We start from the raw sequence: 14,609 nt of genomic DNA, 5'->3' as shown, positions 1-14,609 counted from the left end.
GGCACCTGAGTCTTAGCACTCCCCTTCACATTTGGCCACTCGCTCGACCCAGGGCAACCCCAAAGACCCAATTGCCAGGCTGGCACGATAGCGCGGCGCGTCCAGCGCCTGGTCGTAGCGCTTCTGCGACGGGCTCAATTTCAACGCCTCGGATTGACGTCGGCTCAAGTGAAACTGCTGAACCCCCGTGAGCCTGACGTACACCTCCTGATCTTTGCACTGACCGACCGCTGATAGTCGCGCCGGCAAGACCCAGTGGGGCTCGTCATAAGTCGCGGCGCGCTCAAGCAGTGGCTCCTGAGTCAGGGCGGCATCCACCGCAATCAGCCGCGAAGCGCCCTGCTCCTGGCTCAGTAAATTGCGCCTGGCCCGCTCCAGAGCTTGTTCGTTGTCTTTGCTGGCGTTTGCCGCATAGGCAGCTTCGGCGCGCTGCACCAGCGCGCGGTATTGCGCCAATAAATCGGTGTAGGGCTGGCCGCCGTATACCAGCAACACATAGGCGCTCTGGCGCTTAAAATCCGCATCGCACACCACCTCGGCGCCGCCCAGCGCTGCAAACGACGCCTCGCTCAATTTGACGTTGTAGGAGCGGTGGAACAAATACTTATCCCCGGCCACATTGCCCTGCCAGCTGAGGGACAAAGAGCGGGTGCCCTCGTGGTATTGGTAATAGGGCAGGCTCAACTCTCTCTCGGTCAGATCAAGGCGCTGCACCTCTCCCCAGTGGCGATTGATGGCGGCCTTGCCGAGCACTACGCCATTGGCCGCCACCACAAGCACCGCCGCATACCAGAGTTTTTTCATTGCTCACCTCCGGCCTGGGTCTGCGTATAGCGGCGCAAGCGCGAAAACACCATCAGCGCCAAAAGCGCCGTCAGCCCCAGCAACAAAAAGAACAGGGATTTGGGCAGCCACTCCCACCACCAGTCAAAGAACTTGGTGTACAAAAACAAAAAGAAGAACACATTGCCGGTGGCCACCACGGCTGGCCAACCGCGTTGCACGCCCAACCAGATAGCGCCGGCACTGACGGCAAACCCGGCAATTTGATACACCCCTTCAATCACCGCATGGCTCCAGGGCAGGTAACTGCCGCGGCCCCAGTTGGAGAGCACCAACAACACCAGGCACAGCGCCGTCAGGGACAAAACGCGGTAAATCGTGGAAAACCCGGCGTAGGCGTGCTGGCTGATCACTGAGGGCAGGAAAAACAGCGCCAGGGTCGGCAACAAAAAGTGCTCGGGCCGCTCACCCACCGACAGCCAATAAAGACCACTGTAAGTCGCACTCTGTGCCCCGATAAACGCAAACACACAGAGCATGGCCACCGCCAGGAGCAAGCGAACCTCCAGCGCGTAGGCGAGCAAGCCGGCGTAGACCGCAAAAACCGCCAGTGCCGTGGGCGAGGGTGGAAAATTGTACAACTGCCCCAGCAGAGCGATGTTGATCACCAGGCAGGCAAAGCTGATCATGGCGGCGATTTTGGCGTAGTAGCGAGCCGGGCCGTCGAGCTGGGCGATATAGACCACGCCGACCAGGCTCAACAGCGGCGCTGCCACCAGCACCGCCACTTGAAGCCAGGTATCGAGCAGCCCCCAATACTGCTGGAAAAAGAAAAACACACTCGCCGCCAGCGCCCAGGCACCGAGAAAGCTCACCACCTGCATACCCAGGCTCAGGCGTCTGGCGTGATCGGCAAGGTCCACGTCATACCCCTGGCGCAGGCTTTCGAGCTGCTGCTGATGGTAGACGCGTACCCGGCTGAGCTGCTCAGTCTCCAGGCTCAGCACGCCCTCACTTTGCAGCCGCTGCAATTCCTGACCAAACGCCCGGATGCTGTCCGCCCGGCGCTGTGCTTCGGCCCTGTTGTCTTTTTCCATGGCTGGCTCCTGCCCCTTGTGCCCCGCACTTTTAACGGGCAATATTGCCCGCGTTAACCGGTTTCACACAAGTAAAATAACGTTCAAAGGTTCGCCCATGTGCTCGTTAATCAAATGTATCGCTCCCGCCTTGCTCCTCTCTCTCGTCTCGCTCCTGGCCCGCGCCGAGACCTATCAGCTGGAGTCGCCCGATGGCCGCCTCTCGCTCAAAATTGAAGTGGGCGAGTCGATTCACTGGTCCGCCACGCTGGGCGAGACCCGCGTCATTGCCCCGAGCCGCGTGGGGCTGACCCTGAAAGGGACTGGCGATATCGCGCACAAAATCAGCATCGCCGATGCCCAGCGCCGCGAAGTGCAAAACACACTGACGCCAGTAGTCACGGATAAAAACGCGCAGATCAATGAGCATTACCGGGCGCTGTCGCTGCGCTTTGACAATGGTTACGGCCTGGACTTTCGCGCCTATAACGACGGCGCGGCCTATCGCTTTACCGGCAGCAAAGACGGGCCGATTGTCGTTGAAAATGAAATCCTTGAGCTCAATTTCCCCGAACTCACCGAGACCCTCTTCCCCGAAGAGGAGAGCCTGATCTCCCACTACGAGCGCCTTTATGTACCAGCGCGCTTGAGCGAGCTTGAAGCGGGCCGCTTTGCCTCATTGCCGGTGTACTTCTCCGCCAACGACATCAATGTGGTCTTTACCGAGGCCGATTTATCCGACTACCCGGGCCTGTTTGTCAGCGCCACCGGCGGCAACGGCGTCACCGCCAAACACCCCGGAGTGGTTACCGAAGCAACCCCCATGCCCGGCTCGGAAGATCGCAACCAACACCTGAGCTTTGCCAGCCACATTGCCGAAACGACGGGAGCGCGCGATTTTCCCTGGCGCCTCGCCATCATCAGCGATAAAGACGCCGACCTGGTGCAAAGCGAACTGGTGTGGCTGCTCTCGCGCGACAATCAACTGGCCGAGTCGAGCTGGATCAAGCCCGGCCGCATCGCCTGGGACTGGTACAACGCCAACAACCTGTTCGGCGTGAACTTTAAAGCCGGCATCAATACCCAGACCTACAAGTACTACATCGACTTTGCCGCACAGTACGGCCTGGAGTATGTGATTCTCGACGAAGGCTGGACCAAAACCACCACCAATATCGTCGAGTCCAACCCCGAGATGGACGTCCAGGAGTTGATTCGCTACGGCAAGGAAAAAGGCGTGGGCATTATTCTCTGGGCGCTCTGGGGCCCGCTGGATAAAGACTACCAAAACATCCTGAAAACCTACGGCGAGTGGGGCGCGGCGGGCATTAAAGTGGACTTTATGCAGCGCGCCGACCAGTACATGGTGAATTACTACGAAAAGATCGCCAAAGAGGCGGCCAAGCACCAACTACTGGTGGACTACCACGGCGGCTTTAAACCCGCAGGCCTCAGACGCGCCTACCCCAATGTCATGACCTACGAAGGGGTCAAAGGCAACGAGAACAACAAGTGGAGCCAGGATATCACCCCCGAGCACACCGTTACTCTGCCGTTTATCCGCATGGTGGCCGGCCCCATGGACTTCACACCGGGCGCTCTGCGCAACGCCCACCTGGAGCAGCATCACATCAGCCACTTCCGGCCCGTGAGCATGGGCACCCGCGCCCATCAGGTGGCCATGTACGCGGTCTATGAAAGCGCGCTGCAAATGCTCTGTGAATCGCCCTCTACCTATTTGCGCGAGCCCGAGGTCACTGAGTTTATTGCCGCCTTTCCCTCAGTGTGGGATGAAACCCGCGTGCTCGACGCCGCGGTTGCCGATTACATTCTGGTGGCCAGACGCAAAGGCGACACCTGGTACCTGGGCGCCATGACCGACGATACCGCCCGCACCCTCACCGTCGACTTCAGCTTTTTGGGCGAGGGCGACTACCAGCTGGATTTGATTCGCGACGGTCTCAACACCGAGCACTACGCCGAAGATTACAAACGCGAGCAGCGCCCGGTGAACGCCAGCCAATCACTGCCAATCAAGCTTGCCAGTGGTGGCGGCTGGGCGGGTATTGTGCGCAAGCGCTAGAGCGCTGCGCACCGGTCTGATCATCTGCAGTAAAGATCGGGCTATTTGTCACCCAAATACCAGTCATCGCGGTAGGTTTTCACCATATCCGGCCATAGCACGGTGAGCACCGTTGCTATGGCGCCGTTGCAAAACCCCTCTGGGAACATCATCAGTACAAACAGCAGAGCGTTTTGCTGCCACACCGCCAACGCCCCATCACTGCCGGTGATAAAAAACAGCAGATAGCTGGCCGCACCCAGCCAGAGACAACTGAGCATGGCGCCAAAAAAGCCCACACCGAGAAAATAGGTAAACGGGTTTTTAAAGCGCCAGCGGTCCACCAGAAAAATCACCAGCCAGGTCCAGCCCACCGGCACAGCCACCCCCAGTAAAAAGCTCACCGGCAACGCTGCCAGATTCACCTCGGAAAAGGCCACAGCCGCGCCGTCGAGCGCCGCGCCCATCGCAAAGCGATAGATCAGATTGGCTGCCAGCGCCAAGGCACCGACGATCAATGCCAGCGGCGCGCCAAACACCATGGTGGTCACCGCCATCAACATGGGGTGAAAGCCCAACACCTCACGCACCTCCACCTGCAGCAGCCAAAAGAGCCCGAGCGCCAGCACACTGGCGTAAAAGGCGTGCTGGCGAGTACCGCTGGCCAGCAACTGCGACCAGGGCGCCAGACGCAGTGCCACAACCAGTAACGGCAGAGCCAAGGCGATGCTGACCCACAACAAGGCGGGCGAAGGCGCGGTGAGAAAGTGCATAGCGGTATTCTACACAAGCCGCTTGTCCGTCAGGGGTGTGCTCGGTATTCTGCGGAACACGGGTACTTGCCACACCCGGCAAAGACTTATAGTATTAATGACCAAAAGAGGTGCGCACCATGGCTTCGCTGCAAGACCAGCTCAAAAACGCCGGCCTGATCGACGACAAGAAGGCCAAGAAAATCCAAAAAGAAAAGAGCAAGCAGCATAAGCAGGCGGTGAAAACCGGCCAGCAGATCACCAGCGAGAGCAAAGCCGAGGCACAGGCCGCGCGGGCCGCCAAAGCCGAGCGCGACCGCGAACTGAACCGCCAGCGCCAGGCGGAAGCCGAGAAAAAAGCCATAGCCGCGCAAATTCGCCAGCTGATTACCAGCCACCGCCAGCCCAAGTGCAGAGCCGGCGCCCAGGAGCTGGAGTACCACTTCACCGACGGTAAAACCATCAAAAAGCTGGTGCTGGATGCCGATGCCCACAATCGTGTCAGCCGCGGATTGCTGGCCATTGCCAAGCTCGATGAAGGCTACGAACTGGTGCCGCGCGTCACCGCTGAAAAAATCGCCGAGCGCGATGCAGCTCTGGTGGTTGTGGCCAACACACCCAGCGCGCAGGAACAGGAAGACGACGATCCCTACAAAGATTACGTAATCCCCGATGACCTCATGTGGTAGGTAAAAAGGTAAAACGATGACAATAAATCGCAGACAACTGCTTGCACGTTCGCTCTATCTCTCCGGCGCCCTGGCGCTTAGCAAACAGCGCGCCTTTGCCCAGGCCGCTCAAGCCACCGGCCTGAAAGACCTCTACAAAGAGGACTTTTACATTGGCACCGCCATCGGCAACGCCCGCCTGACAAATCCGCCGGCGGGCTTTAACGAGCTGGTGGCGCGCGAGTTCAACGCCATGACCATGGAAAACGACATGAAGTGGGAGCGCCTGCACCCCGAGCCCAACCGCTGGGTGTGGGACTACGCCGACCAGTTCATGGCGTTTGGCGAAAAACACGGCATGTTTATGGTCGGCCATGTGCTGGTGTGGCACTCGCAGACCCCGAGCTGGGTCTTTAACGATGCGGACGGCAAACCCCTGTCGCGCGACGCGCTGCTTGCGCGAATGAAAGACCACATCGACACAGTGGCCGGACGTTACAAAGGTCGCATCCACGCCTGGGATGTGGTGAACGAGGCCGTCGACGAAGACAAAGGCTGGCGCAAAAGCGCCTGGTTTAACCAGATTGGCCCCGACTTTGTCGACCACGCCTTCCGCTACGCCCGCGCGGCCGCGCCCGAAGCCCACCTGATGTACAACGACTACAACATGCACAACCCCGGCAAACGCCAGTTTGTGGTGGACATGATCAAGCGCTTTAAAAACACCGGCGTGCCCATCGATGGCGTTGGCATGCAGGGTCACGTGGGGTTGGGCTACCCCGAGATACAAGAATTTGAAAAGAGTATCGAGGCCTACGCCGCCGCCGGCGTTGCCGTGCACATCACCGAGCTGGATCTGGACGTACTGCCCGTGGCCTGGGATCACATCGGCGCCGAGATCTCCGACAGCTTCGAGTACTCCGACGAGCTCAACCCCTACGCCGATGGCCTGCCGGCCGAGGTAGAGGAGCAACTCGCCGAGCGCTACGCGCAGTGGTTCAAACTCTTTTTAAAACACCGCGACAAGATCGCCCGGGTCACCTTCTGGGGTACCGGCGACAGCGAGTCCTGGAAAAACGACTTCCCGGTACGCGGGCGCACCAACTACCCGCTGCTGTTTGACCGCGACTACCAGCGCAAACCCGCCTATGACGCCGTAGCCGCGTTAAAGCAATAACCACTTCCACCTGCCGCCGATAGGATGCGCCCGCAATATTTGCTATATTGCGGGCCACTTGGCAAAAGCGTGCACCGGGCCTTTTCCAGCAAGCCCGGTGACACTAACCTGCCCACCATACACACATGCCCGCTTTGCGGCGGCATCACCGGATGTATCAGGAAGACTCGATGGCAGACCCCTGCTTTCAAATCAAAGGCACCAGCGTCACCACCATGGTGCTGGACTTGTACCACTACCACTCCGACGAATTTCTCCAAACCCTGAAAAACAAGGTGCAGACCGCGCCGCTGTTTTTCACCGGCTCACCGCTCTACCTGAACCTGGCCTCCTTTGACGGCGAGCTGGGCAAAGCGCAACTGCAAGAGATCATTAACGCCTGCCAAAGCCAGGGCTTTCAGTTGTTTGGCTGCAAGGGCGGCACCGAAGAGCAGGCCCGCCTGGCCCGCGGCCTGGGGCTGATTCACTTGCCCGCCTCGCGCCCGCGCGTGGAAAAGCCCGAGGCCGAAGCGGCCAGCGAACCCCAGGCGGCGCCGAGTGCCGGGTTCGGGACCCGAGTCATCGACAAGCCGGTGCGCTCCGGCCAGCAGGTGTACGCCGAAAACGCCGATTTGATTTTGCTGGCGCCGGTCAGCGAAGGGGCCGAGGTGATTGCCGATGGCAACATCCACGTCTACAGCACCCTGCGCGGGCGCGCCCTGGCCGGGGTTAAAGACAACCCCGCCGCGCGCATTTTCTGCCAGCGGCTGGAGGCCGAGCTGGTGTCCATTGCCGGACACTTTGTGCTCAACGATACCCTGCGCGAGGCTTGCTGGAAAAAACCGGCGCAGATTTTCCTGCACAACGAATCCATTGAAATTGCCGCACTGTAAGGTGCCAACACATTGAGGACACACCGTGGCTAAAATTATTGTCGTTACTTCCGGTAAAGGCGGCGTGGGCAAAACCACCTCCAGTGCCGCCATTTCTACAGGCCTGGCCCTGCGCGGCCACAAGACTGTGGTCATCGACTTCGACGTGGGCCTGCGCAACCTGGACCTGATCATGGGCTGCGAGCGCCGCGTGGTCTACGATTTTGTCAACGTCATCAACAAAGAGGCCAACCTCAAGCAGGCGCTGATCAAAGACAAGCGCACCGAGGGACTCTACATTCTGCCCGCCTCGCAAACCCGCGACAAAGAAGCCCTGACCCACGAGGGCGTAGAGGCAGTACTGAACGAGCTGGCCGAAGACTTTGACTACATCATCTGCGACTCACCCGCCGGTATTGAGCAGGGCGCGCAAATGGCCTTGTATTTTGCCGAAGAGGCGATAGTCGTCACCAACCCGGAAGTGTCGTCGGTGCGCGACTCAGACCGCATTCTCGGCATTCTGCAAAGCAAATCCCGCCTGGCAGAGCAGGGCAAATCGGTCAAAGAGCACCTGCTGCTGACCCGCTATAACCCCGCGCGGGTCGCCAGCGCCGAAATGCTGAGCGTGGCCGACGTGGAAGAAATTCTCGCCATACCCCTCCTTGGTGTTATCCCCGAGTCCGAGGCCGTGCTCAAGGCCTCCAACCAGGGCGCTCCGGTGATTTTGGATGAAGAGTCCGAAGCCGGCCAGGCCTACTCCGATGCCGTCGCCCGCCTGCTGGGTGAAGACGTAGAGCACCGCTTTTTGGAACAACAGAAAAAGGGCTTTTTACAGCGTCTGCTGGGAGGCAAGTAATGGGCATACTGGATTATCTTCTCAAGAAGAACAAACCCGCCTCTTCGGCCTCGGTGGCCAAGGAGCGGCTGCAAATCATCGTCGCCCACGAGCGCAGCACCCGCGGGCAACCGGACTACCTGCCGCTGATGCAGCAGGAAATCCTTGAGGTGATTCGCAAGTACGTGGACATTGAGCAAGACCAGGTGTCCGTGCAACTGGACACCGCCGATGACTGCTCAGTGCTTGAGCTCAACATCACCCTGCCCGAGCGCAAGTGAGGCCGTTGCCGATAGCGTCTCGCGCGCTATCGGCTCCTAGCTACCGCCAACAGGCCGCACCTTAACCCCGGCTTTACACTTATCACGCCGCCCTTCGGGTACAATAGCGCCATCCTAAAAACACCAACAAGTCGGACCGGTCGCGCTCAGCGTGCAACCGGGTAGCGCTTGTTGTTTGCAGCGAGCCTTAACCATGTCAGAGCCCAACACACAGCCCACACTCAGCAAAGGCGCTATGTGGATGATTGAAATCGCCCTCGCCATTGGTGGCTTTGGTATCGGCACCGGCGAGTTTGCCACCATGGGGCTGATGCCGCCCATCGCCGAGGGCCTGGGCGTGAGCGAACCCCAGGTGGGGCATGTGATCAGCGCCTACGCCTTTGGCGTGGTAGTGGGCGCACCGCTGCTGGCCGTGTTTGGGGCCAGGTTGTTTCACCGCAACCTCTTGCTGCTGCTGATGGGTTTTTACGCCATCGCCAATATCGCCAGCGCTCTGGCACCCAACTACGAAACCCTGCTGGCCTTTCGCTTTATCGCCGGCCTGCCCCACGGCACCTACTTTGGTGTGGCCGCACTGGTGGTGGCGAGCCTGGTGCCGCCCAGCCAGCGCGGCAAAGCCGTGAGCCGGGTGATGGTGGGCCTCACCCTTGCCGTGCTGATCGGCAACCCGCTGGCCACCTGGCTCGGGCAATCGGTGAGCTGGCGCTACGCCTTTGCCTTGGTGGGCGTGCTCTCGGTACTCACGGTGGTGCTGATTTACCTGTTTGTGCCGCTCAACCACAACCAGCTGCGCAACAACCCGCTCAATGAGCTCAAGGCCTTTAACCGGCCCGAGGTGTGGCTGGCACTGATGATCGGCGCCACCGGCTTTGCCGGCGTGTTTTGTGTGTTCAGCTACCTGGCGCCCACTTTGTTGAACGTGACTCAGGTGGACAAAAACTGGGTGCCCATCGCCATGGCCACCTTTGGCCTGGGTGGGTTTTCCGGCAATTTTTTGGGTGGCTGGCTGTTCGACAAATTTCAGTTTAAAGCCGTGGGTGGCTTGCTGCTGTGGAGCATTGCCGTACTCATGGTCTATCCACTGACCACCGCCAGCCTGTGGAGCCTGCTACCGGCGGTTTTCTTTGTCGGCACCATCGCCGCCATATCGCCACCGCTGCAAACCCACCTGATGGACGTGGCCGTCGGCGCCCGAACCCTGGGCGCCGCCTCTCACCACGCCGCCTTTAACACCGCCAACGCCATAGGCCCACTGCTCGGCGGCATGGCCATCTCCGCTGGCCTGGGCTGGAGCGCCACAGGTTACGTGGGCGCCGGCACCGCTGTGCTGGGGCTGATGTTTTTTGGGTTGGCTTGGAAAAGAGAGCAAGGAAACCTTTGAGAAAGGTCGCAAACACAAGCAGGTGAGGCGCCACTTGCGCCCCTTTGCTTCAAGGGCAACCAGGCAGTTATTAGCAAAATCAATATCCCGCACTCGCTAGCGCACGGCCTCCATCACCCGCAAGCCACCCCGTACATGAGAGACTCACATAACAACGCAACCCCCTCGAGCTGCTCGAGCACCCCTGTGGCTTCATCGTGACTAAATACGGTGGGTAATGTCTGTGGGCGTCTAGAACGCTGAAAATCAAGAATACCGAGAGGCTGGTATTCACTCTGTCAAAGCCGCTTTTCATAGTACGCGGAGTGGATTTAAGCGCCCCTCCAAAATCACTTCTGATAAATCTCTGCAAAATCAGTAAGTTGGATAAAGCTTGTCCTGTGTGAAAATATCGAATAAAGTCAGAATTACACAGAATCAGGCTTGCTTTCCCCCTGACACGGAGATGTCGAAAATCACTTCTTTTCTTATTAAAACAGACGTCTACGGCGATTTCCTCAATTCAGTTCTAGGGGAGTTACATTGCCGCGGGGAATTTTACTTAGGCTTTTGAATTAGCTGTTAACTGTCTATGCATCCTGCGAAAGTAAATACGATTAATACTCTTCAGTTGATTGCTGACTTAGAAGCTCAAAGAGCGTACGAGGCCAATGTGCCAATAGCAAATGTGCCGAGTGAGCTAGTAAATCAGTGGTTTGATGACTTCTATCATCCAGACTCTGATTGGTACAAGGAGCCATTTACGAACAATGAGCTAGACGTTTTAGGCGAGTTTAGTGCGTTCTATGATGCCCGGGTATCGTCTCTACCAGATTCTTTAGACGAAATGCATGAGTGCTATCAATGGAAAGAGGTTGTTGGGAAAGCCTAGTGGGTACTGAATATGCTAGATTGGCAGGGTGTTGTGGCAACCTATGACAACAGTTAACAAGGGTAGTCAAAATCGCCCGCAAAAGGCGCGGGCTGGACTCGCTAACGCTCGCCTTTGCTACCAGCGTTATGTTTTCGGAGTCCTATGAAATTCTTAGTTCTAGGTTTGCTATTTGGGAGTGCGGTAGTTATCGCTTCTGAGGACGAATATGTTCTTCCTATACATACTCCAGAAGAAGCCGAAACTTTAATAATTGAGTATCTCCGTAGGGATCGCCCACAGATAGATCTCGCCGAGTACAATTATGAGAGTCTTAGCTATACGTATATGCAAGGTTTCTGGACAGCATCTTTCGAGTGCAAAAAGGTTGAGCTAAGTTGCCACTTCGGGGTTCAAATGAGCAATGATAAAAACCCAGAATTTAGGTTTTACCCAGGCATTTAAACATAACAAGCAAAGGCACAATCGCCCGCAAAAAGCGCGGGCTGGACGCTCACTGCGTTCGCGCCTGTGCTTTGGGCGTTAGCTGATAATAAAGGTATTGTGATGGTTCAAGAATTTGGAAAGAAAGCGGGTTATGCTACTACCATTCCAATTATTCTTGTTTGTTATACTTTCTTTGCGGGCCCGATAGCTATTTTTTGTATGTACGTTGCGGTAGATCAGTTTTATTTCGTTTTTCATGCTATTGACTGCGTGTATGGCGATCTATCTACCGTTAACCCATATCGATAGCCTAAGACAGTATACTCCGTTAGAGTTCGATGGAAAATATCTCATCGTTACTCAGCCTTGGCAGCGAAGAAGAATCTATGAATTTACGAAATTACGTTATTTCAAACTATTTAAGAAACGCCTATTTTTTATTCACGGGGCCGCTCCGGTGTTGGTGGTTTTAAGTGGTATTTCTTCAGATGAAAAGGAAAGGTTGCAGTCACTGCTAAGCAGCTAACAAGGTGCTCAAGCCGAACCTTCACCTACGTTCCACCCAGCGCATGGCTTCGCCATTGTATGCGCTGTGTTACACTTTCGGTTCGGCCGGCTTAGCACGGCGTTAAATGCCTAAGGTAATCATGAGCCCTGATCAATTCGTCAGAAACATAAAAGCTGAGATTGAAAGTCTAGTATCTCTTTATGCTCAAGGTGCTGAAGGCCAAACCGCAATCGGTACTAAGCTAGATTCTCTAAATCTTAGCCCTGAACTACAAGCGGAAGTTGTATCGTTAATTGAGCAGGCTATTAAAGAATCTACCTACAACTTAATTGGTGGTCTTGAAGGCTCAGCTTCACTAGCTGGCACTCAAGAAAAATATAAAATCACGGATGAACGCGGCAACGAACTTTCAGGTGAACTTGACGTATTATTCTATGAACAGGTCATGAAATAAGCATTTAACCAGCGCATTAAGAGCAGACGGTTAACAGTTGGCTACCGTTCGTTCCTCACTAATTTTAGCCAACTGTTTCCCGCTGCTTATGCGGGCGTTACAGCTACTGATAGGACGAACAAAAAGTATGAATTGGAAGTCGGTGACAATCATTGCTTTTGCGGCCGCTACCGGCGCAATCGGCGCCCAATACTTCTTTGGCAGCTTAACTATCTCGGGTGCCTTAGCCGCTATAGGCTCTGCACTAGCGGCTGGTATCGCAATGGCCTCGGTTCAGTCCATCCGTAAAGACAAAGGCAGTCGCAACAATGGCAATCTGTAACAAGGCCGGTCAGCATCGCCCACTTCGTGGGCTGGACCTCCGTTACGGCGCTTCGCGCCTTCACTCCGGCCGCTGCCAGCTGCGTTAAGCGCATACGCATGTACGTAACCAAAGACGAGATTAAACGTGGAACAGTGGCCGGATTTGCCTTCACCTTGTTGATGTTGGCGTTCGGTGCTGATGGCTTTCTGCCCGCACCAAAGCCAAGCTCTCTAGTGGTATTCACGGGACAGGTGGAAGAGGTTCAATTCCTAGAGAACGCACGAAGCTGGAAGATAGCGCTGGCCTCTTCCGACGATAGGCGAGTTTTTCATGTCCCGGCGGACTTGTGCCTTTCGTTGGAGCGTGACATCAATATCGGAGAGACGGCGACGGCGAAGCTACATAGGCGCGTGCCACTAGGGAAGATTCGTGCATGGGAGCTGAAGGCATCAGGTAAAGAGATACTTTCTTACGAAGACAGCGTAAAGCAGCAACGCCCTCCACGAAAAATGGCTGGTCTTATTCTAATAATGTTTTTGGGGTTTTCTTTAGGAATGACGTTTATGCAGATAGCTCATCGCCCCAAGAGAAATGCTTAACAAACTGTTGCAGTACATTCCGGCACCTTCGGTGCCTCCATCGGACAGCCTTTACAGCGCTTCGCGCCTCCAAGGCTGCCGCTGAACAAGGGCGTTAGTGCTCTATGAAAATGAAGAATTTCTACGCTATTTTAATCGCATGTTTTTTATTCTCTATTCTTTTTCTTGGAGAAATTGGTATCTCGCTATATTTCTGGACGGAAGAGAATTACGAAGTCATAGGCTATGTTAGCTGGGCGCTTTACCCATTATTTTTAATCACTTGTGGTTTTGTATCGGTTAAATACTCCGCTAAGCGCAGATGGTGGTTTTCACTGGTGTTCGCTGCGGCAGCGTATGTACTTGTTCTAATGCTTCCAGTCATTATTGGCACTGGGCTAAATTTTGCTAATTGGGGTGTATCTGCAGTTGTTACACCTGTCGCTATGCTTATATTTTCAGGTCTTGGTGGGGGTATACATCACTATGTTGCAGTCAAGCACTAACAAGCGACTGTGGTTCAACCCGTAGCTAAAAATAATTAATACGCCCACTCCTGACCATCGCGAATCATGGCATTTATGATGGTCAAAAACTTTCTCATCGCTGCGGTCAACGCCACTTTCTTATGTTTACCCTGCTTGACCAGGTGCTTATAAAAGCCCCCGATAATCGGGTTGCATTGTGTGGCACTGAGTGTGGCCATGTATAAGGTGGTCCGTACGCTGTGACGGCCTCCAAGTATTCGACGTTTACCTTGAGATTTACCACTATCTCGGTTTATGGGTGCCAAGCCGGCGAGCGCTGATATTTGTTTGTGGTTCAGTGTCCCTAGCTCGGGCATTTCGCTTAGCAGCGTCCAGATGAGCGCATTGCCAATACCGGGAACGCTCTTGAGGAGATTTTTTCTGTCGCGCCATGAAGGCTCACCTTCAGTGGCTTTTGACAGTTTCGCCTCTACCCACTCAATATCTTTATTAAGCACTTTGATAATACGAATGCTCGAGCGAGCGGCAACCTTCCCCATCACCTTAGCTCTATTGGCTTCCTGCGTTCTCATGGCTATGAGCTGTCTCCTTCTCGTCACTAAATCCTTGATTAGCTGCAGGTTTTTGCTTCTCTGCTGTGTCAGTCGTGGTTTCATAACGGCGGCGAAGCGCGCAATGATCGCCGCGTCGATCTTATCCGTTTTAGCCAGCTGGTCAGCGGCCCTGGCGAATTGCCTGACAAGCACTGGCCGCACAATGGCGACAGGTAACCCCACTTCGAACGCTGCCGAGGCCAAGCCCATTTCATATCGTCCAGTGGCCTCCATAGCGATTCGCTGTACGTGGTAGCGCTTGATGATCTTGATGGCCTCTTTAATGCCAGCCTCGGTGTTATCCACCGTGAAGTGACGGTCTCGCTCCCAGATGAAGATATCCAGCTGGAACTTGCCGACATCGATACCAATGTTTACGCCCGTATTACCCTTTGTGGTTGTCATAATAGCCCTTACTTGCTAAATTCGGGCTTTGAAGCCCATTCGACTGTTCGAGTTTAAATCGGGTCGGAGAAGCATCCAGGCTTGTTAACGGTATCGAGTACCTGGCATGCATCGGA

16 protein-coding genes are annotated in these 14,609 nt (G+C 55.7%); 12 read left to right on the top strand and 4 right to left on the bottom strand.

Annotation, left to right across the window (positions count from 1 at the left end; genetic code table 11):
• Positions 1 to 12 precede the first annotated feature (12 nt).
• Both QWI16_RS01505 and QWI16_RS01500 read right to left on the bottom strand, forming a co-directional pair.
• Positions 13 to 804, bottom strand: a complete 792-nt coding sequence (locus QWI16_RS01505) for a DUF4824 family protein (protein WP_302710950.1) — start codon at positions 802 to 804, stop codon at positions 13 to 15.
• A complete protein-coding gene (locus QWI16_RS01500) occupies positions 801 to 1,880 on the bottom strand; it encodes a DUF2157 domain-containing protein (RefSeq protein ID WP_302710949.1) in 1,080 nt (359 codons plus the stop codon). The genes QWI16_RS01505 and QWI16_RS01500 overlap by 4 nt, the downstream gene beginning before the upstream one ends.
• Before the next feature lie 97 nt (positions 1,881 to 1,977).
• Between QWI16_RS01500 and QWI16_RS01495 the strand changes: the two genes are divergently transcribed.
• Complete coding sequence (locus tag QWI16_RS01495) at positions 1,978 to 3,942, top strand: glycoside hydrolase family 97 protein (protein WP_302710948.1); 1,965 nt, start codon at positions 1,978 to 1,980, stop codon at positions 3,940 to 3,942.
• A 41-nt stretch (positions 3,943 to 3,983) separates the two neighbouring features.
• On the opposite strand, the gene QWI16_RS01490 is transcribed toward QWI16_RS01495, so the two are convergent.
• A complete protein-coding gene (locus QWI16_RS01490; protein WP_302710947.1) occupies positions 3,984 to 4,694 on the bottom strand; it encodes a hypothetical protein in 711 nt (236 codons plus the stop codon).
• 119 nt (positions 4,695 to 4,813) lie between these two features.
• Here QWI16_RS01490 and QWI16_RS01485 point away from each other — a divergent pair, with 119 nt between their 5' ends.
• From QWI16_RS01485 to QWI16_RS01435, 11 genes are all read left to right on the top strand, one after another.
• Positions 4,814 to 5,362 carry a DUF2058 domain-containing protein gene (locus QWI16_RS01485; protein ID WP_302710946.1) on the top strand — a complete coding sequence of 183 codons (549 nt, stop codon included), beginning with the start codon at positions 4,814 to 4,816 and terminating at the stop codon, positions 5,360 to 5,362.
• 16 nt (positions 5,363 to 5,378) lie between these two features.
• Positions 5,379 to 6,518, top strand: a complete 1,140-nt coding sequence (locus QWI16_RS01480) for an endo-1,4-beta-xylanase (RefSeq protein WP_302710945.1) — start codon at positions 5,379 to 5,381, stop codon at positions 6,516 to 6,518.
• Positions 6,519 to 6,688: 170 nt separating this feature from the next.
• Positions 6,689 to 7,390 carry a septum site-determining protein MinC gene (gene minC, locus QWI16_RS01475; protein ID WP_302710944.1) on the top strand — a complete coding sequence of 234 codons (702 nt, stop codon included), beginning with the start codon at positions 6,689 to 6,691 and terminating at the stop codon, positions 7,388 to 7,390.
• A gap of 25 nt (positions 7,391 to 7,415) precedes the next feature.
• Positions 7,416 to 8,225 (top strand): septum site-determining protein MinD, encoded by an 810-nt coding sequence (gene minD / locus QWI16_RS01470; protein ID WP_302710943.1) that lies wholly within the window; start codon positions 7,416 to 7,418, stop codon positions 8,223 to 8,225.
• Positions 8,225 to 8,485 carry a cell division topological specificity factor MinE gene (gene minE / locus QWI16_RS01465; RefSeq protein WP_302710942.1) on the top strand — a complete coding sequence of 87 codons (261 nt, stop codon included), beginning with the start codon at positions 8,225 to 8,227 and terminating at the stop codon, positions 8,483 to 8,485. Before minD ends, minE begins: the two co-directional genes overlap by 1 nt.
• 193 nt (positions 8,486 to 8,678) lie before the next feature.
• On the top strand, positions 8,679 to 9,866 hold the full coding sequence (locus QWI16_RS01460; protein ID WP_302710941.1) for an MFS transporter: 1,188 nt from the start codon (positions 8,679 to 8,681) through the stop codon (positions 9,864 to 9,866).
• Positions 9,867 to 10,437: 571 nt separating this feature from the next.
• The gene (locus tag QWI16_RS01455) at positions 10,438 to 10,737 is read left to right on the top strand and encodes a hypothetical protein (protein WP_302710940.1); all 300 of its coding nucleotides are present in this window, start codon (positions 10,438 to 10,440) and stop codon (positions 10,735 to 10,737) included.
• Between the two features lie 1,073 nt (positions 10,738 to 11,810).
• A complete protein-coding gene (locus QWI16_RS01450; RefSeq protein WP_302710939.1) occupies positions 11,811 to 12,125 on the top strand; it encodes a hypothetical protein in 315 nt (104 codons plus the stop codon).
• Positions 12,126 to 12,252: 127 nt separating this feature from the next.
• A complete protein-coding gene (locus QWI16_RS01445; protein ID WP_302710938.1) occupies positions 12,253 to 12,447 on the top strand; it encodes a hypothetical protein in 195 nt (64 codons plus the stop codon).
• Positions 12,448 to 12,545: 98 nt separating this feature from the next.
• Positions 12,546 to 13,028 (top strand): hypothetical protein, encoded by a 483-nt coding sequence (locus QWI16_RS01440; RefSeq protein ID WP_302710937.1) that lies wholly within the window; start codon positions 12,546 to 12,548, stop codon positions 13,026 to 13,028.
• Between the two features lie 104 nt (positions 13,029 to 13,132).
• Entirely contained in the window at positions 13,133 to 13,513 is a 381-nt protein-coding gene (locus tag QWI16_RS01435) for a hypothetical protein (protein ID WP_302710936.1), read from the top strand.
• 35 nt (positions 13,514 to 13,548) lie between these two features.
• On the opposite strand, the gene QWI16_RS01430 is transcribed toward QWI16_RS01435, so the two are convergent.
• Positions 13,549 to 14,493: an IS110 family RNA-guided transposase gene (locus QWI16_RS01430; RefSeq protein ID WP_302710935.1), complete on the bottom strand. Its 945-nt coding sequence runs from the start codon at positions 14,491 to 14,493 to the stop codon at positions 13,549 to 13,551.
• Between the last annotated feature and the right edge of the window lie 116 nt (positions 14,494 to 14,609).

Source organism: Gilvimarinus algae, from assembly GCF_030518215.1.
Lineage (GTDB): Bacteria > Pseudomonadota > Gammaproteobacteria > Pseudomonadales > Cellvibrionaceae > Gilvimarinus > Gilvimarinus algae.
The sequence above is the reverse complement of the archived record's forward strand: the minus strand, read 5'-3'. Positions and strand labels throughout refer to the sequence as shown.

Coding starts and splice junctions, on each gene's coding strand:
- QWI16_RS01435 (WP_302710936.1), top strand. CDS start 13,133: ATGAAAATGAAGAATTTCTACGCTATTTTAATCGCATGTTTTTTATTC.
- minC (WP_302710944.1), top strand. CDS start 6,689: ATGGCAGACCCCTGCTTTCAAATCAAAGGCACCAGCGTCACCACCATG.
- QWI16_RS01485 (WP_302710946.1), top strand. CDS start 4,814: ATGGCTTCGCTGCAAGACCAGCTCAAAAACGCCGGCCTGATCGACGAC.
- QWI16_RS01440 (WP_302710937.1), top strand. CDS start 12,546: ATGTACGTAACCAAAGACGAGATTAAACGTGGAACAGTGGCCGGATTT.
- QWI16_RS01490 (WP_302710947.1), bottom strand. CDS start 4,694: ATGCACTTTCTCACCGCGCCTTCGCCCGCCTTGTTGTGGGTCAGCATC.
- QWI16_RS01450 (WP_302710939.1), top strand. CDS start 11,811: ATGAGCCCTGATCAATTCGTCAGAAACATAAAAGCTGAGATTGAAAGT.
- QWI16_RS01480 (WP_302710945.1), top strand. CDS start 5,379: ATGACAATAAATCGCAGACAACTGCTTGCACGTTCGCTCTATCTCTCC.
- QWI16_RS01505 (WP_302710950.1), bottom strand. CDS start 804: ATGAAAAAACTCTGGTATGCGGCGGTGCTTGTGGTGGCGGCCAATGGC.
- QWI16_RS01455 (WP_302710940.1), top strand. CDS start 10,438: ATGCATCCTGCGAAAGTAAATACGATTAATACTCTTCAGTTGATTGCT.
- QWI16_RS01460 (WP_302710941.1), top strand. CDS start 8,679: ATGTCAGAGCCCAACACACAGCCCACACTCAGCAAAGGCGCTATGTGG.
- QWI16_RS01430 (WP_302710935.1), bottom strand. CDS start 14,493: ATGACAACCACAAAGGGTAATACGGGCGTAAACATTGGTATCGATGTC.
- QWI16_RS01445 (WP_302710938.1), top strand. CDS start 12,253: ATGAATTGGAAGTCGGTGACAATCATTGCTTTTGCGGCCGCTACCGGC.
- QWI16_RS01495 (WP_302710948.1), top strand. CDS start 1,978: ATGTGCTCGTTAATCAAATGTATCGCTCCCGCCTTGCTCCTCTCTCTC.
- QWI16_RS01500 (WP_302710949.1), bottom strand. CDS start 1,880: ATGGAAAAAGACAACAGGGCCGAAGCACAGCGCCGGGCGGACAGCATC.
- minE (WP_302710942.1), top strand. CDS start 8,225: ATGGGCATACTGGATTATCTTCTCAAGAAGAACAAACCCGCCTCTTCG.